This is a genomic window from Rubrivivax sp. JA1055 (genome assembly GCF_020966565.1).
GTDB lineage: Bacteria > Pseudomonadota > Gammaproteobacteria > Burkholderiales > Burkholderiaceae_C > Rubrivivax > Rubrivivax benzoatilyticus.
Map to the genome: position 1 here is coordinate 1,184,721 of NZ_JAJKFP010000006.1, position 18,157 is coordinate 1,202,877.

The window sequence follows — 18,157 nt, forward strand, 5'->3', positions numbered from 1 at the left end:
CGTCCCCTCGGGGACAGACCGCCGCAGGCGGTCAGGGGGAGCGGCGGTGTCAACGCGCCTGACCGGATCCGGGTCTCCCGGTCCGGTCAGGTTGCCCCCCTCGGGGGGGCGGCCGCCAGGCGGCCGGGGGCTCCATCACTTCGTGCCGAAGATCTTGTCGCCCGCGTCGCCGAGGCCGGGGATGATGTAGCCGTTCTCGTCGAGATGGCTGTCGATGGCCGCCGTCCAGCAGCGCACGTCGGGGTGCGCGGCGTCCAGCGCCTTGATGCCTTCGGGCGCGGCCACCAGCACCAGCGCGCGGATGTCGTTGCAGCCGCGGCGCTTGAGCAGGTCGATCGTCGCGATCATCGAGCCGGCGGTCGCCAGCATCGGGTCGACGATCAGCGCGGTGCGTTCGTCGAGGTGGCCGACGAAACGCTCGAAGTAGTGCTCGGGCTGCAGCGTCTCGTGGTTGCGCGACAGGCCGACGACGCTGACCTTGGCGTTGGGCACCATGTCGAGCACGCCGTCGAGCATGCCGATGCCGGCGCGCAGGATCGGCACCACCGTGACCTTGCGGCCGGCGATCTGCTCGATCGTCGCGGGGCCGCTCCAGCAGTCGATCTCGATCGGCTCCAGCGGGAAGTCGGCCGTCGCCTCGTAGGCCAGCAGGCGCGCGATCTCGTTGGTCAGCTCGCGGAACTTCTTCGTCGAGATGTCTTTCTCGCGCAGCAGGCCGACCTTGTGGCGCACCAGCGGATGACGGACTTCGATGACAGGCATGTTGAAACTCGGAATTCGGTGATCCCGGCAGTGTAGCCAGTGGCCGCCGGCGCGAGCTTGCGACAGGTCGGCGCGGCTTCAGCGCGAACGCTGGCGCAGCGCCTCGTACAGGCAGATGCCGGCGGCCACCGAGACGTTCAGGCTCTCGACCGCGCCCTGCATCGGGATGCGCACCAGCTCGTCGCAGGTCTTGCGCGTCAGCTGGCGCATGCCGTGGCCCTCGGCGCCGAGCACCAGCGCCACCGGGCCGCTCAGGTCGACGTCGTAGATCGTCTTCGTCGCGTCGTCGGAGGTGCCGATGACGCGGATGTCTCGCTCCTTCATCTCGCCCAGCGAACGCGCGAGGTTGGTCACCATCAGGTAGGGCACGGTCTCGGCAGCACCGCTGGCGACCTTGGCCACCGTCGCGTTCAGGCCCACCGCGTGGTCCTTGGGCGCGACGACGGCGCAGGCGCCGGCACCGTCGGCCACGCGCAGGCAGGCGCCGAGGTTGTGCGGGTCGGTGACGCCGTCGAGCACCAGCACCAGCGGCGCGCCGGCCGCGGCGTCCAGTGCGTCGTCCAGCGAATGCGTAGTCGCCAGCGGCGTCACGCGCGCCACCACGCCCTGGTGGCGGCCGCTGCCGGCGAGTTGGGTCAGGCGCTCGCCGTCGCTGTCGACCAGCTTGGCGCCGGCGGCTTCGGCCCGTTCGACGAACTGGCGCATGCGCGCGTCGCGGCGCGTCGCGTCGACGTGGATCTCCTTGACCGACTGCGGCGCGGTCTTCAGCCGCACCGTCACGGCGTGGAAGCCGAACAGGACCTTGTTGCTCACGGGGTTCACCTGGGAAAGCGCCCGCCGAAAGGCCGGCAGGACGAAGGCGCGCATCGTAGCCGCCCGGCGGCTCCGGACCTCAGCGCCCGATCAGCCCCAGCGACAGCAGCGCCGTCAGCGCGCCGATGAACAGCGGCTGGTGGACCATGTAGAACGACAGCGACCAGCGCCCCAGCAGCGCCAGCGGCGCCAGCCCGCGCGACAGCGGCCCGGTGAACCAGCCGCGCCGCCGCGCCAGCAGCCACTGCCCCGCCGCCAGCCCCCACAGCATCACGCCGCACCAGGGCAGCAGCGGCACGTAGTCCTCGGTGACCGGCTTGTGCGTCACGAGGCCGACCCAGTTGGTCCAGCGCGTGTCGAAGAACGGGTGCTGCCAGAGGAACGGCAGCACGATCGCCACGGCGCCCAGCAGCCACAGCCAGCGTCCCAGCGGCGCGGCCAGCCGGGAGAGGATCAGCATCAGCGCGATGCCGTGCAGCACGCCGAAGCTGATCCAGCTGTGCGGGAACATCGTCGCCGAGCCGGCGCTGACCAGCAGCGCGCAGCCCGCCACCTGCGCCCAGCGGCGCCAGAAGCGTGGCCAGCGCTGGCCGGCGTCCAGCGCCGCGGCCTGGCCCAGGCCGGCGCAGAACAGGAACAGGCTGACGATGCAGGTTCGCTGCACGGTCCACCACGGGTCGCCGTAGAAGTCCTGGCGCGGGTCGAGCAGCCGGAAGTGGTTCAGGTCGAACACGAAGTGGTAGGCCGCCATCCAGACGATGGCCGCCCCGCGCAGCGCGTCCAGGCGGTCGAAGCGTTCAGCCCGGCGATTCATGCCGTCTTCTCGTAGACGTCGGCGAAGCCCTGCCCGTCCCAGGCGTAGAGCAGGTGCGCGGCGTGCAGGCAGGGCCCGGCGCCGCGCGGGCGGAACAGGCCGACACATTCGCCGCCGGCGTGGCGCACGCTGCGGTAGACGACGCCGTGCGAGCCGGCAGCGCGCAGCGTGGCGGCCAGCGCACGCGAGGCGCTGTAATCGCCCGGCGCGTAGACCGCGTCGTCGACGGCGCCGGGCGGCCGCAGGTCGTGCAGCCGGGCGTCGATCGCCACGTGGTACAGCCGCATCGGCAGGTGCATCGGCGGCTGGCGCGTGGCGGCGAGGAAACGTGCGTGGTGGTGGCGCGTCTCGGCGATCGCCGTCTCGCGTTCGCGCGCCGCGTAGAACACGCCCCAGCGGCCGTCGGAGAAGCGGCTGCCCTCGGGGTTGACGTGCGTGAACGCGGCCATCACCGGGCCGCTGCCGGGGCCGAAGACACGCTCGGCGCGCGGCACACGCTCGACGTGTCCGAGCTCCTCGCGCAGGCGTTCGTTGGTCAGCGCCTCCAGCGCGTACAGCGCGTCGAAGTCCTCGGCGTCGGCGACACGGTCGAACAGCGTCACCGACGGGTAGCGCGTCGGCACGATGCGGCAGGCCTGCGTCCAGCGGACGCGGCGGACGTCGGGCGTGTTCAGGACCAGCCGCCGCCGCGCACGCCGTCGAGGTAGCGGCGCACGAAGTGGAGGTCGCCGACGTTGCCGGCCAGCATGCGCTGCAACGCGCTGCGGCCGCCGAAGGCCTCGGCGCTGTTGGGCCGGCGCACCCAGGCGTCGGCCGCGGCCGGCTCGGGCAGCAGGATCTGCAGCGACTTGTAGATGCCCAGCAGGTTGGACAGGCGCTCCAGCGTGTCGCGCGACAGCCGCGCCTTCTCGGGGTGCTGGCGCCAGGCGAAGAAGGTCGAGCGCGCCGGCTGGCCCAGCAGCACCAGCTGCTCGTCGACGCTCAGGCCCCAAGCCTCGGCGATGCGCACGAAGGCACGCAGGCCGGCCGCGGCCAGACGTTCGTCGGAAACGTCGGCAAACGCAGCAGCGGATTCGGCGGCAACGAGGCGCATGGCATCCAGTATTGGACTACGGTCTCATGATAGTCCAAAAACAGACACCGCACCAGAACGCGAACGCGTTCAACCGCCGTCGAGCTGGCGGCGCGCGGTCTCGTTGATCAGCCGCAGCTCGGCCAGCGTCGCGTCGAGGCCGGCGCGCTTGGCCTCGAGGTCGCGGATCGCCAGGTCGGTGCGTTCGACGACGTAGGCCAGTTGCTGGACACGGCCCTCGCCGTTGTCGCCGTAGAGATCCAGGTAGTGCTGGATCTCGGCCAGCGACGCGCCGATCGCCTTGCTGCGCAGGATCAGCGCCAGCCGCGCGCGGTCGCGACGGGTGTAGACGCGGGCGCCATTGACGCGCCGGGGCGCCAGCAGCCCCTTGTCCTCGTAGAAGCGGATCGTGCGCAGCGTGATGCCGAACTCGCGGCACAGCTCGGTGATGCCGAACAGCTCGCCGGTGTCGGTGTCGCGGTGCGACGCGACCACCGCCTGCGCGGCGGCGTCATCGGGTCGATCCGGGGTGTCGAGCATCGACGGATGCTAGACGATGCGCTGGAGCTTCAACGCGACGCTCATGTCGCCGCTGACCTTGATCTTGCCGGTCATGAAGGCGGTCGCCGGCTGCAGCTCGCCCTTGAGCATCGCGACCAGGTTGTCGTGCGTGATGCCGACGGTGCAGTCGGTGTCGCGGTCGACGTTGTCGACGGTGTTCGGCACCGCCCGGCCGTCGATGACGACGACGCCGTCGGTGCCGCAGTCGAACTTCAGCGTCGCGTTCAGGCCGCTGGCCTCGCCGACCTTGCGGCGCAGTTCCTCGGTACAGGCTTGCAGGTCCATCGGATCGGGGCTCCCTGGGTTGGTGCGGCGCATCGTAGCTGGGGGGCATTCCGTTGAGATCATGGAAATCACCAACCCGTAACCCGGTTGACGTTAACGTAACCCTCGACGCCTAATGCCGCCGCATCACCACGACGGCGAGGCGCGATGAACGAGTCCGGCTACCGCAGCGTGTTCCGTCCCGGCCTGTTCGCCGGACAGCTGCACTGGGTCACCGGCGGCGGCAGCGGCATCGGCCGCTGCGTCGCGCACGAGCTGGCGGCGCTGGGCGCCACCGTCGTCGTCAGCGGCCGCCAGGCCGACAAGCTGGCCCGTGTCGCCGCCGAGATCGCCGAGGACGGCGGCCGCTGCGAGACCGTGGTGCTCGACATTCGCGACGAAGAGGCCGTCAAGGCCGCCGTCGGCCGCGTCGTCGCCGAGCACGGCCCGGTCGCCGGCCTCGTCAACAACGCCGGCGGGCAGTTCCCGGCGCCGCTGATGGCGATCTCGAAGAAAGGCTTCGACGCCGTCGTCGCCAACAACCTGACCGGCGGCTTTTTGATGATGCGCGAGGTCTTCCTGCAGAGCATGCAGGGCACGGGCGGCGCGATCGTCAACATGACCGCCGACTTCCGCAACGGCATGCCCGGCATGGGCCACAGCGGCGCCGCGCGTGCCGGCATGGCCAACCTGACGATGAGCGCGGCCTTCGAGTGGGCGCACGCCGGTGTGCGCGTCAACGCCGTCGCGCCGGGCTGGATCGCCTCCAGCGGCCTGGACCGCTACGGCCCGGAGATGAAGCCGATCATCGCCTCGCTGGCCGGCGAGGTGCCGCTGCGCCGGCTGGGTGTCGAGGCCGAAGTGAGTGCGGCCATCGTCTTCCTGCTGTCGCCGGCGGCGGCCTTCATCACCGGCGTCACCTTGCCGATCGACGGCGGCGCGCCGCTGGGCAACCAGAGCTTCCCGATGGGCCGCACGGCGCGTTCGACACCGTTCGACGGTTTCCACCGCGCGACGACGCCCGAGGTGCTGCGCTGATGCCGGCGCTGGTCTCGCGGCTGGACCCGCGTTCGGCGGCTTTCGCGGCCAACGCGGCGCGCATGCACGAGCGCCTCGCAGAGGTGCGTGCGCTCGAAGCCAAGGTCGTCGCCGAGTCGGCCAGCAAGGCGGAGAAGTTCGCCGCGCGTGGCCAGCTGCTGCCGCGTGAACGTGTCGCGCGCCTGCTCGACCGCGGCAGCGACTTCCTCGAGCTGTCGCCGCTGGCCGGCCTGGGCATGCACGACGACGACGGCAAGAAGAGCGTGCTCGGCGGCGGCGCCATCGTCGGCATCGGCACCGTCGCCGGCCGGCGCGTGCTCGTCACCGCCAGCGACAGCGCCGTCAAGGGCGGCACGGTCGCGCCGATGGGGCTGAAGAAGGCGCTGCGTGCGCAGGAGCTGGCGCGCGAGAACAAGCTGCCGCTGGTGGCGCTGGTCGAGTCCGGCGGCGCCAACCTGATGTACCAGGCCGAGATCTTCGTCGACGGCGGGCGCAGCTTCGCCAACCAGGCGCGGCTGTCGGCGGCCGGCATCCCGCAGATCGCCGTCGTGCACGGCTCGTCCACCGCCGGCGGCGCCTACCTGCCGGGGCTGTCGGACTACGTCGTGCTGGTGCGCGGGCGCTCCAGCATCTACCTCGCCGGCCCGCCGCTGGTCAAAGCCGCGATCGGCGAGGACGCCACCGACGAAGAGCTCGGCGGCGCCGAGCTGCACGCCCAGGTCACCGGCCTGGGCGAGTACCTGGCCGAGGACGACGCGCACGCAATCGAGCTGACGCGCGAACTGCTCGGCCGCCTGCCCTGGGACACGGTCGCACCGCCGCCGCCCGCGCCTGAACCGCTGTACCCGGCCGAGCAGCTGATGGGCGTCGTGCACGCCGACGAGCGCATGCCTTACGACGTGCGCGAGGTCGTCGCGCGTCTCGTCGACGGCTCGGAGTTCCTCGAGTTCAAGGCCGCCTACGCACCCGACACCGTCTGCGGCCACGCGCGGCTGATGGGCCACGACGTCGGCCTCGTCGGCAACAACGGCCCGATCCAGCCCGCGGGCTCGACCAAGGCGGCGCAGTTCATGCAGCTGTGCGACCAGTCGGGCACGCCGCTCGTGTTCCTGCAGAACACCACCGGCTACATGGTCGGCCGCGAGGCCGAACGCGCCGGCGCGATCAAACACGGCAGCAAGATGATCCAGGCGGTGGCCAACGTGCGCGTGCCGAAGTTCACCGTCGTGCTCGGCGGCAGCTACGGCGCCGGCAACTACGGCATGTGCGGGCGCGGTTTCGACCCGCGTTTCATCTTCGCCTGGCCCAGCGCACGCACCGCGGTGATGGGCGGCGCCCAGGCGGCGCAGGTGATGGACTTGCTGAACCGCCAGAAGCTCGAACGTTTGGGCCTGCCCGCCGACGAGAGCGCGCTGGCGGCGATGAGCGACGCGCTGCGCCGCCGCCTGGACGCCGAGAGCACGGCGCTGTTCGGCACCGCACGGCTGTGGGACGACGGCATCGTCGACCCGCGCGACACGCGCCGCGTGCTCGGCCTGTGCCTGACGCTGGCCGCCGAGGCGGCGCGCCGCACGCTGCGGCCCAACGCCTTCGGCGTCGCGCGCTTCTGATCCACGAGAACCCGAGGAGACACCCGATGCAGTTCACGCCCGAACACCGCCAGATCGAGGACATCGTCACCCGCTTCGTCGACAAGGAGCTGAACCCGCACGTCGCCGCCTGGGAGGCGGCCGAGGAGTTCCCCAGCCACGAGGTCTTCAAGAAGCTGGGCGACCTGGGGCTGCTGGGGCTGAAGTACCCGGCCGAATACGGCGGTGCCGGGCTGGACTTCAGCTACTCGATGGTGATGGCCGAGGCCCTGGGCGCCTGCCACTGCGGCGGCGTGCCGATGGCCATCGGCGTGCACACCGACATGGCGACGCCGGCGCTGGCGCGTTTCGGCAGCGAGGAACTGAAGCGTGAGATCCTCGTGCCGACGATCGCCGGCGATTACGTGGCCTGCCTGGGCGTCAGCGAGCCCGGCGGCGGCAGCGACGTCGCCGCGGTCAAGACGACGGCCCGCGCCGAAGGCGGCGACTACGTCATCAACGGCACCAAGATGTGGATCACCAACGGCCTGAAGGCCGACTGGTGCTGCCTGCTGGCCAACACCAGCGACGGCCCGCCGCACCGCAACAAGAGCCTGATCGTCGTGCCGATGGACGCGCCCGGTATCACGCGGCAGAAGATCCGCAAGATCGGGATGCATTCGAGCGACACCGCGCAGCTGTTCTTCGACAACGTGCGGGTGCCGCGCCGGAACCTGATCGGCCAGGAAGGCATGGGCTTCACCTTCCAGATGCTGCAGTTCCAGGAGGAACGGCTGTGGGGCGCGGCCTCGTCGCTGAAGAGCCTGGACCGGCTGATCGACCTGACGATCGACTACACCCGCCAGCGCCAGGCCTTCGGCAAGCCCATCCTCGACAACCAGGTCGTGCACTACCGCCTGGCCGAGCTGCGCACCGAGGTCGAGGCGCTGCGCGCGCTGACCTACCGCGCCGTCGAGCTCTACATCGCCGGCCAGGACGTCACGCGGCTGGCGAGCATGGCCAAGCTGAAGTGCGGGCGGCTGTCGCGCGAGGTCACCGACAGCTGCCTGCAGTACTGGGGCGGCATGGGCTACACGCCGGAGAACCCGATCTCGCAGGCCTGGCGCGACTCGCGCCTGGTGTCGATCGGCGGCGGCGCCGACGAGGTGATGCTGGGCATCCTCTGCAAGCTCGAGAACACGCTGCCGGGGCGCCGATGAGCACGGCCGTCGTCGCCCACGAAGACGGCCGCGGCGTGCTGACGCTGACGCTGTCGCGCCCCGAGGTGCGCAACGCGATGTCGCTGGAGATGGTGCTGGCGCTGCGCACGGCGCTGGCCGAGGCCGAAGCCGGCGGCCGCGTGCGCGTCGTCGTGCTGCGCGGCGCCGGCGGCCACTTCTGCGCCGGCGCCGACCTCGCCGACATGGCCGCGGCACGCGCCCGGCTCGACCAGGACCCGAAGGCGATCGAGAAGGTCAGCGCCGCCTTCGGCGAGCTCTGCGCCGCCTTCGCCGCCACCGGGCTGGCCACCGTCGTGCTGCTGGAAGGCAGCGTGATGGGCGGCGGCCTCGGGCTGGCCTGCGTCGCCGACGTCGCGCTGGCCGCCACCAGCGCCGTGTTCCGCCTGCCCGAGACCTCGCTGGGGCTGGTGCCGGCGCAGATCGCGCCCTTCCTCGTCGAGCGGCTCGGGCCCTCGCAGGCGCGGCGGCTGGCGGTCTGCGGCGGCAAGCTCGACGCGCACGCGGCGCTGGCCGTCGGCCTGGTGCACGAACTGCACGCGACCGGCGCGCTCGACCATGCGCTGGAAGCGGTGCTGCAGGACATCCTGCGCTGCGCGCCGGGCGCGGTGGCCGCCAGCAAGGCGCTCGTCGCGCAGGCGCGCTGGCAGCCCGCGGCCGGGCTGGTGGCGCATGCGGCCGAGGTCTTCTCACGCGCCGCGCTGGGGCCTGAAGGCGTCGAAGGCACGACGGCTTTCCTCGAACGCCGCCGCGCGGCCTGGGCGCCGCAATGAGCCGGCCGTTCGAGACCGTGCTCGTCGCCAACCGCGGCGAGATCGCCTGCCGCGTGATGCGCACCGCGCGCCGGTTGGGCTACCGCACGGTGGCCGTCTACAGCGATGCCGACGCGGCCGCGCCGCACGTGCGCCAGGCCGACGTCGCCGTGCGGCTGGGGCCGGGGCCGGCCTCCGAGTCCTACCTGAACGTCGCCGCGGTGCTGGACGCCGCGCGCCGCAGCGGCGCCGACGCGGTGCATCCCGGCTACGGCTTCCTGTCCGAACGCGCCGACTTCGCCGCCGCGGTCGAGGCCGCCGGTCTGGTCTTCATCGGCCCGCCGGCCGAGGCGATCCGCGCGATGGGCGACAAGGCCGGCGCCAAGCGCCGCATGCTGGCCGCCGGCGTGCCCTGCGCGCCGGGCTACCTGGGTGACGACCAGAGCGATGAGCGCCTGGCCGCCGAAGCCGAAGCCCTGGGCCTGCCGCTGCTGGTGAAAGCCGTGGCCGGCGGCGGCGGCCGCGGCATGCGCCTGGTGCGCCAGCCCGGCGAACTGGTCGCGGCGCTGGCCGGTGCACGGCGCGAAGCCGAGAGCGCTTTCGGCGACGGCCGGCTGATGCTGGAGCGGCTCATCACCGGCGCGCGCCACGTCGAGGTGCAGGTCTTCGCCGACGCCCACGGCCGCGCCGTGCACCTCGGCGAACGCGACTGCACGGCGCAGCGGCGGCGGCAGAAGGTCGTCGAAGAAGCGCCGTCGCCGATCGTCGGCGCCGGGATGCGCGCCACGATGGGCCGCGACGCGGTGGCCGCGGCGCTGGCCGTCGGCTACCGCGGTGCCGGCACCGTCGAGTTCGTCGTCGACGCCGAGGGCCGGCACTTCTTCCTCGAGATGAACACCCGGCTGCAGGTCGAGCATCCGGTCACCGAGGCGATCACCGGGCTGGACCTCGTCGAATGGCAGCTGCGCATCGCCGCCGGCGAGCCGCTGCCGCTGACGCAGCAGCAGATCCGCTTCGACGGCCACGCCATCGAAGCGCGGCTCTACGCCGAAGACCCGTATGCCGGCTGGACGCCGCAGACCGGGCGCGTGCTGCGCTGGCGGCCGGCGGACGCCGGCATCCGCGTCGACCACGGCCTGGCCGAGGGCGGCGAGGTGCCGCCGTACTACGACGCCATGGTCGCCAAGTTCGTCGCCCACGGCCGCGACCGCACCGACGCGCTGCGCCGGCTGCGCCGCGCGCTGGCCGACGCGGTGCTGGTCGGCCCGCGCCACAACGCGCGCTTCCTGCGCGAGCTGCTGGCGCACCCGGACTTCACCGGCGCGCGGATGACGACGACGCGGCTGGACGAATGGGCCGCGGCCGGCGAGCCGCTGTTGCGGCGCCCGCAACCGCCGGAGGCCGTCTGGCAGCTGGCGGCGGCGTTGCTCGGCGGTTCGGGAAGCCTGGGAAGCCTGGGGTCAGGTCTCACGAGACCTGACCCCGGATCGGTCGCGAGACCTGACCCCGGATCGGTCGGCGGTGCGGGAAGCCTGGGGTCAGGTCTCACGAGACCTGACCCCGCCTTGCGCGACCCCGCCTTGCGTGCCCCCGCCTTGCGGCCGCCCCCCGCGCTGCGGCCAGCCGGCCTCGCCCGGCTCGACCTCGTCGTCGACTGCGCCGGCGAGCGCCGCACGCTGCGCGCGCCGCCCGACGAGGTCCGCGTCCTCGAGCTCGACGCCGACGGCCGCGTGCGCTGGTGGCACGACGGCATGCAGCGCCAGGCCGTCGCGCTGCGCGACGGCGACACGCTGCATCTCGTCGTCGATGGCGACGTGTTCGCGTTCGCCGAGGCCTCGCCGTGGCCGGGCACCGACACCGCCAGCGACGCGTCGTGCGCCCGCGCCCCGGTCGCCGGCGTCGTCGCCCAGGTGCTGGTCGCGCCGGGAGACCGCGTCGAGGCCGGCCAGCGCCTGGCCTGCGTCGAGGCAATGAAGATGGAGATGTGGCTCGAGGCCGGCGCCGCCGGCCTCGTGCGCGCGGTGCACGCCGCCGCCAAGGACCCGGTCGCCGCCGGGGCGCTGCTGGTCGAACTGGAGCTGGACGCATGAGCCTCGAACCCGCGATCCTGACCTGCGCGCTGACCGGCGTGCTGACGAACCCCGACCAGCACCCGGTGCCGGTGACACCCGAGCAGATGGCGCGCGAGGCGCGTGCCGCCTTCGACGCCGGCGCCAGCGTGATGCACGTGCATCTGCGCGACCAGGCGCCGGGCCGGGGTTTCACGCCGAGCTGGGACCCGGAGGTCGCCGCCGCCGTCTGCGACGCGATCCGCGCGGCCTGCCCCGGCGTCATCCTCAACCTGACGACCGGCGTGCTCGGCCCCGACATAGCAGGCCCGGCGGCCTGCATCCGCCGCGTGCGCCCCGAGATCGCGGCCTGCAACGCTGGCAGCCTGAACTACCTGAAGCTGCGCGAAGACGGCCGCTGGGCCTGGCCGCCGATGGTCTTCGACAACCCGGTCGACAAGATCGAACGGTTCGTCGCCGTGATGCGCGAATGCGGCACGCACCCGGAGTTCGAGTGTTTCGACGTCGGCATCGTGCGCAGCGTCGGCCTGTTCGCCAAGGCCGGCCTGGTCGACGGTACGCCGGAGCTGAACTTCGTGATGGGGGTCGCCAGCGGCATGCCTTGCGACGCCGCGCTGCTGGCGCTGCTGCCGGGTTACGCGCCGCCGGGCGCGGTCTGGCAGGCGACGCTGATCGGCCGCGCCGAAATCTGGCCGGTGCACCAGCGCGCCGCCGAGCTGGGCGGCATGCTGCGCACCGGGCTGGAAGACACCTTCCACCTGCCCGACGGCCGGCGCGCACGCGGCAACGGCGAGCTGATCGAGGCGCTGGCCGACTGCGCGCGCCGCGCCGGGCGTGCGATTGCGACACCGGCGCAGGCACGCGCCCGGTTGGGACTCGCACCGTGACGACGACACCCGCCGCCCGCCGCAGCGCCGCCGAGCAGCAGCGGCTGGAAGCGGCCTTCACCGAGATGTTCGAGCAGCAGATCGTCTTCAACCGCGTGCTCGGGCTGAAGGTCGAGTCGCTGGCGCCGGGCGACGTGCGGCTGTCGTTCACGATGCGGCCCGAGCTGATCGGCCACTTCCTGCACCAGCGCCTGCACGGCGGCGCGATCTCGGCGACGCTGGACGCCACCGGCGCGCTGGCGCTGATGGTCGCGATCGCCGAACGCCACCCCGCCGACGACGCCCAGCAGGTGCTGCAGCGTTTTGCGCGCATGGGCACGATCGACCTGCGCACCGACTTCCTGCGCCCCGGGCTGGCGCCGCGCTATGTCGCGCAGGCCGAGGTCACGCGCCTGGGCGGGCGTGTCGGCTCGACTCAGATGCGGCTGGTCGACGACAGCGGCCAACTGATCGCCACCGGCGCCGGCTCGTACATCGTCAGCTGAACGGCGGCTTGGGGTCAGGCGGCTTGGGGTCAGGTCTCATAAGGCGGCTTGGGGTCAGGTCTCATAAGACCTGACCCCGATTTCCGTCAGCTGAACGGCGGCAGGCTGGGGTCAGGTCTCACAAGACCTGACCCCGCACTCCAAGACCTGACCCCGAACTCCAGCTGAGAAAATCGGCGCCGACAAGGCCACGTGGGGGCCGCCCGGCCCCGCATCAACGATGAGACACACGCCGATCGCCCTCGCCTTCCTCCTCGCCAGCCTGGCGCTGCCGCTGCAGGCGCGCACCGAAGCCGGCCCGCGGCCGGTCACGCCGCGCGGCGCGCTGTCGGCCGAGGAGACGGCCCACATCGAGCTCTTCCGCAAGGCCTCGCCGTCGGTCGTGCACATCACGACGCTGGCGGCGCGGCGCGACTTCTTCTCGCTGAACGTGCAGCAGGTGCCGGCCGGCACCGGCACCGGCTTCGTCTGGGACGAACAGGGCCACATCGTCACCAATTTCCACGTCATCCAGGGCGGCAGCGGCGCCCAGGTGACGCTGGCCGACCAGACGAGCTTCGACGCCGAGCTGGTCGGCGCCTTCCCCGACCGCGACCTCGCGGTGCTGCGCATCAAGGCGCCGCGCGAGAAGCTGCCGCCGATCGCCATCGGCTCCAGCCGCGAGCTGCGTGTCGGCCAGCGGGTCTACGCGATCGGCAACCCGTTCGGCCTGGACCAGACGCTGACCACCGGCATCGTCAGCGCACTGGGCCGCGAGATCGAGTCCTTCAACAACCGCACGATCCGCGGCGTGATCCAGACCGACGCGGCGATCAACCCCGGCAACTCCGGCGGCCCGCTGCTCGACAGCGCCGGCCGGCTGATCGGCGTGAACACGCAGATCGCCAGCCCCAGCGGCGCCAGCGCCGGCATCGGCTTCGCAATTCCCGTCGACGAGGTCAACCGCATCGTGCCGCGGCTGATCCGCGACGGGCGTTTCCTGCGGCCGGCGATCGGCGTCACCGCCGGGCCGGCCAACCTGACACGCGCGCTGGGCCTGCCGCGCGGCGTGCCGCTGGTGCAGGTGCAGCCGGGCAGCCCGGCGGCCAAGGCAGGGCTGAAACCCTTCCAGCGTGGGCGCGGCGCGCAGATCGTCGCCGGCGACGTCATCACCGCGGTGGCCGGCGAGGCGGTCGACAGCCTCGACGACATCCTGTCGCTGCTGGAAACGCGCCAGCCGGGCGAACGCGTGACGCTGACGGTCTGGCGCGCCGGCCAGTCGCGCAGCGTGACGGTGACGCTGGGCAGCGCCGAGTAGCTCAGGTCGGCAGGACGATCTCGACGTCGTCGTCGGGGCCGGACTTGGCCGCCGGTGGCGACGCGGCCTCGCCGGGCTGCGACAGCATCGTCTGAGGCAGCGATTCGGCCGGTGCCGCGCCGAGCACCGGCAGCACCGGCGGCGGCGAAGGCGGAGCCGGCGGATGGGAGCGCGCCAGCGCCGCCGGCACGCTGCCGAAGGTGGGCTTGGGCTTGGCCGGCTTGGGCCGCGGCAGCGGCGGCAGCGGCAGGTCACGCCAGCCGTCCCAGCCCGGCGGCAGCACACCGGGCGGCGGCGGGGAGATCTCCTCGAGGATGTTGCCTGCGGCGTCGGTCACGGTGACCTGCTGGGCGACCGAGTTCGCGGCCAGCGCACGGCCGAAACGCCGCGCCACCGACAGGTCGCTGTGCCAGATCTGGGCGTGCTTGACCAGCCGCCCGTCGCTGTCGCGACCGACCTCGACGACGCGGTACAGCGGCCCCTCGGCGCGCGTCTGCTGGCGCGAGAGTTCGCGGCGTACCTTGTCCAGCAGTTCGGCGCCGGCCGGCTCCTGGCCGTCGGCCTTGCCCTCGGCCATCACGTTTCCATCGGTTGTGCAGCCGGGCAGCATAGCGGCGGCACGCCGGCCGCATCGCGCATCCGACGTTCGATGGGGTCTTGACGACCGGCCGGTCGTGGACAAATCACGGCCGCCGCGGCGCCGACGCGGCGAGCGGCTGCGCTAGCATCGCGCCCCATGAAAGTCGTCTGCCTCGACCTCGAAGGGGTGCTGGTCCCCGAGATCTGGATCGCGTTCTCGCAACGCACCGGCATCGCCGCCTTCTCGCGCACGACACGCGACGAGCCCGACTACGACAAGCTGATGCGCTGGCGCCTGGCGATGCTGCGCGAGCACGGCCTGAAGCTGGCCGACATCCAGGACGTCATCGCCGGCATGGCGCCGCTGCCCGGCGCGCGCGAGTTCCTCGACGACCTGCGCTCGCGCTACCAGGTGATCATCCTGTCGGACACCTTCTACGAGTTCGCCGACCCGCTGATGCGCCAGCTCGGCCGGCCGACGCTGTTCTGCCACCGGCTGGAGATCGACGCCGAAGGCTACGTCGCCGACTACAAGCTGCGCCAGCCCGACCAGAAGCGCCACGCGGTCAACGCGCTGAAGTCGCTGAACTTCCAGGTCATCGCCGCCGGCGACTCGTACAACGACACCGGCATGCTCGGCGCAGCCGACGCCGGCTTCTTCATCCACCCGCCCGAGAGCATCGTCGCGCAGTTCCCGCAGTTCCCGGTGAACCGCAACTACGACGAGCTGAAGGCGTCGATCGACGGCGCGGCCCAGCGCTTGCGCGGCTGAGCGCAAGCCGCTCATAGCCGGAATGCCGCAGGAACATCAAGCAGCCGCCGTGGACCGGCTCTGCCGGGACACCGGCGGCGCCCCCTTGAGGGGGAGCGCCGAAGGCGCTTCGGGGGTGGTCCATTCCGTGCGCGACACGTTGGAACTGCTCGCGCCGGCGCGCGACGCCGACGTCGGCATCGAAGCCGTCAACCACGGCGCCGACGCCGTCTACATCGGCGGCCCGAGCTTCGGCGCGCGCGACAAGGCGGGCAATGCGCTGGCCGACATCGAACGCCTGGCGCGCCATGCGCACCGCTGGAACGCGCGCGTCTTCGTCACGCTGAACACCATCCTGCGCGACGACGAGCTGGAAGACGCGCGCCGCCTGGCCTGGGACGTCTGGCGTGCCGGCGCCGACGCGCTGATCGTCCAGGACATGGGCCTGCTGGAGCTGGACCTGCCGCCGATCCAGCTGCACGCCAGCACGCAGACCGACATCCGCACGCCGGAGAAAGCGCGTTTCCTGCAGGACGCCGGCTTCTCGCAGCTGGTGCTGGCACGCGAGCTGACGCTGGCCGAGGTGCAGGCCATCGCCGCCGCCGCGCCCGGCGTCGTGCTGGAGTTCTTCGTGCACGGCGCGCTGTGCGTCGCCTACAGCGGCCAGTGCTACATCAGCCACGCGCACACCGGGCGCAGCGCCAACCGCGGCTCGTGCTCGCAGGAGTGCCGGCTGCCGTACACGGTGACCGACGCCCAGGGCCGCATCGTCGCGCACGAGAAGCACGTGCTCTCGCTGAAGGACAACGACCAGGGCGCCAACCTGCCGGCGCTGGTGGCCGCCGGCGTGCGCAGCTTCAAGATCGAGGGCCGCTACAAGGACATGGGCACGGTGAAGAACGTCACCGCGCACTACCGCCAGCTGCTCGACCGGCTGCTCGACGAACACCCCGAGCTGCGCGCCGCGTCCAGCGGCCGCTGCCGCTACACCTTCACGCCCGACCCGGCACGCAGCTTCAACCGCGGCGCGACCGACTACTTCGTCAACGGCCGCCAGAGCGACATCGGCGCCTTCGACACGCCCAAACACGCCGGCGTCGAGATCGGCCACGTCACACGCGTCGGCAAGGACCATTTCGACCTCGTGCTCACCGACGCCTCGGCGGCGCTGAACAACGGCGACGCGCTGACCTGGTGGGACCGCCAGGGCGAGCTGCAGGGCGTGCCGGTCAACGTCGCCACGCCGCTGGGCGGCCGCACCTGGCGCGTGCAGCCGAACGCCCCGATCGAGACGCTGAAGGACCTGCGCCGCGACGCCGCGATCAGCCGCAACCGCGACATGGCCTGGGACCGGCTGCTGGAGAAGAAGTCGGCCGAACGCCTGATCCCGGTCGACCTGCGTTTCGAGGCCAGCGGCGAAGGCTTCGTGCTGCAGCTCGTCGACGCCGACGGCCATTACGCCCATGCGGAGGTCGTTCACGAGCATCAGCGCCCGAAGGACGCGGCGCGCAACGAAGCCACGCTGCGCGAGAACCTGGCGCGCCTGGGCGGCACGATCTTCGAGGCGCGCGGCGTCGACATCGTGGCGCCGTGGTTCGTGCCGGCCTCGGTGGCCAACGCGCTGCGCCGCGACGCCGTCGCGGCCCTGGAAGCGGCCCGCGCCGCGGCCTTCGAGCCGCTGCCGCGCGCGACGCCGAAGGACCCGCCGGCGCCCTACCCCGAGGACACGCTGAGCTATCTGGCCAACGTGCACAACACGAAGGCGGCGGCGTTCTACGCCCGCCACGGCGTCAAGGTGATCGAAGCGGCCTACGAGAGCCACGAGCGCAGCGACGAGGTCAGCCTGATGATCACGCGCCACTGCGTGCGCTGGTCGCTGTCGCTGTGCCCCAAGCAGGCCAAGGGCGTCATCGGCGTGCAGGGCACGGTGCGCGCCGAGCCGCTGACGCTGGTCTCCGGCGGAGAGCGCCTGACGCTGCGCTTCGACTGCAAGCCCTGCGAGATGCACGTCGTCGGCCGCATCAGGAAGAGCGTGTTGCGCGAGGCCAAGGCGCAGCCGGTGAGCTTCTACCGGACGCGGCCGGCGGCTCGCGTCTGAGACCGCCGCGACAGGCTGGGGTCAGACAGCCTGGACAGCCTGGGGTCAGGACAGCCTGGGGTCAGGTCTCACGAGACCTGACCCCGGTCTCCCAGTCTGACCCCCGCAGTCTCGTGGGGTCAGGTCTTACGAGACCTGACCCCGGTCTTCTCGGTCTTCGGCGGGCGGGCTGAGCCGCCGCGTCAGCGGCGGTCGACCAGCGCGTGGGCGATCGTGCCCAGGTCGACGTATTCGATCTCGCTGCCGGCCGGCACGCCGCGTGCCAGGCGCGTGACCTTCAGGCCGCGGGCGCGCAGCGCCTGGGCCAGCGCGTGCGCGGTGACCTCGCCTTCGGCGGTGAAGCTGGTGGCCAGGATGACTTCCTGCACCGTGCCGTCGCTGGCACGTTCGATCAGCTCGGCGGCGCCGATGTCGCCGGCGCCGATGCCGTCCAGCGGCGACAGCCGGCCCATCAGCACGAAGTACAGGCCGCGGTAGCCGCCGCTGCGTTCCAGCGCGTGCTGGTCGGCCGGCGTCTCGACGACGCACAGCAGCCGGCCGTCGCGCTCGGGGTCGCGGCAGACCGGGCAGACCTCGTCTTCGGTGAAGGTGTGGCAGCGCGCGCAGTGGTGCACACGCTCGGCCGCGACGTCCAGCGCGTGCGCGAGGCGGCGCGCGCCGTCGCGGTCGTGCTGCAGCAGGTGGAAGGCGACGCGCTGCGCCGACTTCTGGCCGACACCCGGCAGCCGCCGCAGCGCCTCGATCAGCGCGTCGAGCGCGGTGTCGGCCATCGGCAAGACGTCAGAACGGGAACTTCATGCCCGGCGGCATCGGCATGCCGGCGGTCAGCTTGCCCATCTTCTCGGCACTGATCTCGTCGGCACGGCGCACGGCGTCGTTGAACGCAGCGGCGACCAGGTCCTCGAGCATGTCCTTGTCGTCGGCCAGCAGGCTGGGGTCGATGCTCAGGCGGCGCACGTCGTGCTTGCAGGTCATCACGACCTTCACGAGGCCGGCGCCCGACTGGCCCTCGACCTCCAGCTGCGCCAGCTCTTCCTGGGCGCGCTTCATGTTTTCCTGCATCGCCTGGGCCTGCTTCATCAGCCCGGCGAGGTGGCCCTTCATCATCG

The 18,157-nt window shown here is 72.2% G+C and carries 20 protein-coding genes; 10 read left to right on the top strand and 10 right to left on the bottom strand.

The annotated features are described in order from the left end of the window. Positions 1-135 precede the first annotated feature (135 nt). From upp to LOC65_RS14840, 7 genes are all read right to left on the bottom strand, one after another. Positions 136-762, bottom strand: a complete 627-nt coding sequence (gene upp / locus LOC65_RS14810; protein ID WP_009857796.1) for a uracil phosphoribosyltransferase — start codon at positions 760-762, stop codon at positions 136-138. A gap of 78 nt (positions 763-840) precedes the next feature. Continuing rightward, positions 841-1,629, bottom strand: a complete 789-nt coding sequence (gene rlmB, locus LOC65_RS14815) for a 23S rRNA (guanosine(2251)-2'-O)-methyltransferase RlmB (RefSeq protein ID WP_230248099.1) — start codon at positions 1,627-1,629, stop codon at positions 841-843. Between the two features lie 25 nt (positions 1,630-1,654). Continuing rightward, positions 1,655-2,389, bottom strand: coding sequence for a DUF1624 domain-containing protein (locus LOC65_RS14820; protein WP_230248100.1), 735 nt, complete (start codon positions 2,387-2,389; stop codon positions 1,655-1,657). After that, positions 2,386-3,012 carry an RES family NAD+ phosphorylase gene (locus LOC65_RS14825; RefSeq protein ID WP_009857799.1) on the bottom strand — a complete coding sequence of 209 codons (627 nt, stop codon included), beginning with the start codon at positions 3,010-3,012 and terminating at the stop codon, positions 2,386-2,388. The genes LOC65_RS14820 and LOC65_RS14825 overlap by 4 nt, the downstream gene beginning before the upstream one ends. A 47-nt stretch (positions 3,013-3,059) precedes the next feature. After that, on the bottom strand, positions 3,060-3,482 hold the full coding sequence (locus LOC65_RS14830; RefSeq protein ID WP_230248101.1) for an MbcA/ParS/Xre antitoxin family protein: 423 nt from the start codon (positions 3,480-3,482) through the stop codon (positions 3,060-3,062). Between the two features lie 69 nt (positions 3,483-3,551). After that, positions 3,552-4,001 carry a MerR family DNA-binding transcriptional regulator gene (locus tag LOC65_RS14835; protein ID WP_009857801.1) on the bottom strand — a complete coding sequence of 150 codons (450 nt, stop codon included), beginning with the start codon at positions 3,999-4,001 and terminating at the stop codon, positions 3,552-3,554. A 9-nt stretch (positions 4,002-4,010) separates the two neighbouring features. Next, complete coding sequence (locus tag LOC65_RS14840) at positions 4,011-4,307, bottom strand: SCP2 sterol-binding domain-containing protein (RefSeq protein WP_230248102.1); 297 nt, start codon at positions 4,305-4,307, stop codon at positions 4,011-4,013. A 147-nt stretch (positions 4,308-4,454) separates the two neighbouring features. Between LOC65_RS14840 and LOC65_RS14845 the strand changes: the two genes are divergently transcribed. The 8 genes from LOC65_RS14845 (at position 4,455) to LOC65_RS14880 (ending at position 13,620) form a co-directional block, all read left to right on the top strand. Continuing rightward, entirely contained in the window at positions 4,455-5,324 is an 870-nt protein-coding gene (locus LOC65_RS14845) for an SDR family oxidoreductase (protein WP_230248103.1), read from the top strand. Further along, on the top strand, positions 5,324-6,934 hold the full coding sequence (locus LOC65_RS14850) for an acyl-CoA carboxylase subunit beta (RefSeq protein WP_230248104.1): 1,611 nt from the start codon (positions 5,324-5,326) through the stop codon (positions 6,932-6,934). The genes LOC65_RS14845 and LOC65_RS14850 overlap by 1 nt, the downstream gene beginning before the upstream one ends. 26 nt (positions 6,935-6,960) lie before the next feature. After that, positions 6,961-8,112 (top strand): acyl-CoA dehydrogenase family protein, encoded by a 1,152-nt coding sequence (locus LOC65_RS14855; protein ID WP_230248105.1) that lies wholly within the window; start codon positions 6,961-6,963, stop codon positions 8,110-8,112. Then, a complete protein-coding gene (locus LOC65_RS14860; RefSeq protein WP_230248106.1) occupies positions 8,109-8,903 on the top strand; it encodes an enoyl-CoA hydratase/isomerase family protein in 795 nt (264 codons plus the stop codon). The genes LOC65_RS14855 and LOC65_RS14860 overlap by 4 nt, the downstream gene beginning before the upstream one ends. Further along, positions 8,900-10,972 (top strand): biotin carboxylase N-terminal domain-containing protein, encoded by a 2,073-nt coding sequence (locus LOC65_RS14865; RefSeq protein WP_230248107.1) that lies wholly within the window; start codon positions 8,900-8,902, stop codon positions 10,970-10,972. Before LOC65_RS14860 ends, LOC65_RS14865 begins: the two co-directional genes overlap by 4 nt. After that, positions 10,969-11,838, top strand: coding sequence for a 3-keto-5-aminohexanoate cleavage protein (locus LOC65_RS14870; protein WP_230248108.1), 870 nt, complete (start codon positions 10,969-10,971; stop codon positions 11,836-11,838). The genes LOC65_RS14865 and LOC65_RS14870 overlap by 4 nt, the downstream gene beginning before the upstream one ends. Further along, complete coding sequence (locus tag LOC65_RS14875) at positions 11,835-12,323, top strand: thioesterase family protein (protein ID WP_009857810.1); 489 nt, start codon at positions 11,835-11,837, stop codon at positions 12,321-12,323. Before LOC65_RS14870 ends, LOC65_RS14875 begins: the two co-directional genes overlap by 4 nt. A gap of 220 nt (positions 12,324-12,543) precedes the next feature. After that, positions 12,544-13,620: a S1C family serine protease gene (locus tag LOC65_RS14880; RefSeq protein ID WP_230248109.1), complete on the top strand. Its 1,077-nt coding sequence runs from the start codon at positions 12,544-12,546 to the stop codon at positions 13,618-13,620. A gap of 1 nt (position 13,621) precedes the next feature. Here LOC65_RS14880 and LOC65_RS14885 read toward each other — a convergent pair whose 3' ends face one another. Further along, the gene (locus LOC65_RS14885; RefSeq protein WP_230248110.1) at positions 13,622-14,197 is read right to left on the bottom strand and encodes a hypothetical protein; all 576 of its coding nucleotides are present in this window, start codon (positions 14,195-14,197) and stop codon (positions 13,622-13,624) included. A gap of 159 nt (positions 14,198-14,356) precedes the next feature. On the opposite strand from LOC65_RS14885, the gene thrH reads away from it, so the two are divergent. Together thrH and LOC65_RS14895 are read left to right on the top strand one after the other, a co-directional pair. After that, complete coding sequence (thrH, locus tag LOC65_RS14890) at positions 14,357-14,971, top strand: bifunctional phosphoserine phosphatase/homoserine phosphotransferase ThrH (protein ID WP_009857813.1); 615 nt, start codon at positions 14,357-14,359, stop codon at positions 14,969-14,971. 127 nt (positions 14,972-15,098) lie between these two features. Further along, positions 15,099-17,048, top strand: coding sequence for a U32 family peptidase (locus LOC65_RS14895; RefSeq protein ID WP_230248111.1), 1,950 nt, complete (start codon positions 15,099-15,101; stop codon positions 17,046-17,048). A 182-nt stretch (positions 17,049-17,230) separates the two neighbouring features. On the opposite strand, the gene recR is transcribed toward LOC65_RS14895, so the two are convergent. Both recR and LOC65_RS14905 read right to left on the bottom strand, forming a co-directional pair. Next, positions 17,231-17,818 (bottom strand): recombination mediator RecR, encoded by a 588-nt coding sequence (gene recR / locus LOC65_RS14900; RefSeq protein WP_230248112.1) that lies wholly within the window; start codon positions 17,816-17,818, stop codon positions 17,231-17,233. 10 nt (positions 17,819-17,828) lie between these two features. Next, positions 17,829-18,155 (bottom strand): YbaB/EbfC family nucleoid-associated protein, encoded by a 327-nt coding sequence (locus LOC65_RS14905; RefSeq protein ID WP_009857816.1) that lies wholly within the window; start codon positions 18,153-18,155, stop codon positions 17,829-17,831. Positions 18,156-18,157 lie beyond the last annotated feature (2 nt).

What these genes read in the sequence shown, in the direction of transcription:
- LOC65_RS14820 (WP_230248100.1), bottom strand. Translation starts at nt 2,389, where the DNA reads ATGAATCGCCGGGCTGAACGCTTCGACCGCCTGGACGCGCTGCGCGGG.
- recR (WP_230248112.1), bottom strand. Translation starts at nt 17,818, where the DNA reads ATGGCCGACACCGCGCTCGACGCGCTGATCGAGGCGCTGCGGCGGCTG.
- LOC65_RS14830 (WP_230248101.1), bottom strand. Translation starts at nt 3,482, where the DNA reads ATGCGCCTCGTTGCCGCCGAATCCGCTGCTGCGTTTGCCGACGTTTCC.
- LOC65_RS14885 (WP_230248110.1), bottom strand. Translation starts at nt 14,197, where the DNA reads ATGGCCGAGGGCAAGGCCGACGGCCAGGAGCCGGCCGGCGCCGAACTG.
- LOC65_RS14865 (WP_230248107.1), top strand. Translation starts at nt 8,900, where the DNA reads ATGAGCCGGCCGTTCGAGACCGTGCTCGTCGCCAACCGCGGCGAGATC.
- LOC65_RS14850 (WP_230248104.1), top strand. Translation starts at nt 5,324, where the DNA reads ATGCCGGCGCTGGTCTCGCGGCTGGACCCGCGTTCGGCGGCTTTCGCG.
- LOC65_RS14905 (WP_009857816.1), bottom strand. Translation starts at nt 18,155, where the DNA reads ATGATGAAGGGCCACCTCGCCGGGCTGATGAAGCAGGCCCAGGCGATG.
- LOC65_RS14845 (WP_230248103.1), top strand. Translation starts at nt 4,455, where the DNA reads ATGAACGAGTCCGGCTACCGCAGCGTGTTCCGTCCCGGCCTGTTCGCC.
- upp (WP_009857796.1), bottom strand. Translation starts at nt 762, where the DNA reads ATGCCTGTCATCGAAGTCCGTCATCCGCTGGTGCGCCACAAGGTCGGC.
- LOC65_RS14860 (WP_230248106.1), top strand. Translation starts at nt 8,109, where the DNA reads ATGAGCACGGCCGTCGTCGCCCACGAAGACGGCCGCGGCGTGCTGACG.
- LOC65_RS14840 (WP_230248102.1), bottom strand. Translation starts at nt 4,307, where the DNA reads ATGGACCTGCAAGCCTGTACCGAGGAACTGCGCCGCAAGGTCGGCGAG.
- LOC65_RS14835 (WP_009857801.1), bottom strand. Translation starts at nt 4,001, where the DNA reads ATGCTCGACACCCCGGATCGACCCGATGACGCCGCCGCGCAGGCGGTG.
- thrH (WP_009857813.1), top strand. Translation starts at nt 14,357, where the DNA reads ATGAAAGTCGTCTGCCTCGACCTCGAAGGGGTGCTGGTCCCCGAGATC.
- rlmB (WP_230248099.1), bottom strand. Translation starts at nt 1,629, where the DNA reads ATGCGCGCCTTCGTCCTGCCGGCCTTTCGGCGGGCGCTTTCCCAGGTG.
- LOC65_RS14855 (WP_230248105.1), top strand. Translation starts at nt 6,961, where the DNA reads ATGCAGTTCACGCCCGAACACCGCCAGATCGAGGACATCGTCACCCGC.
- LOC65_RS14880 (WP_230248109.1), top strand. Translation starts at nt 12,544, where the DNA reads ATGAGACACACGCCGATCGCCCTCGCCTTCCTCCTCGCCAGCCTGGCG.
- LOC65_RS14870 (WP_230248108.1), top strand. Translation starts at nt 10,969, where the DNA reads ATGAGCCTCGAACCCGCGATCCTGACCTGCGCGCTGACCGGCGTGCTG.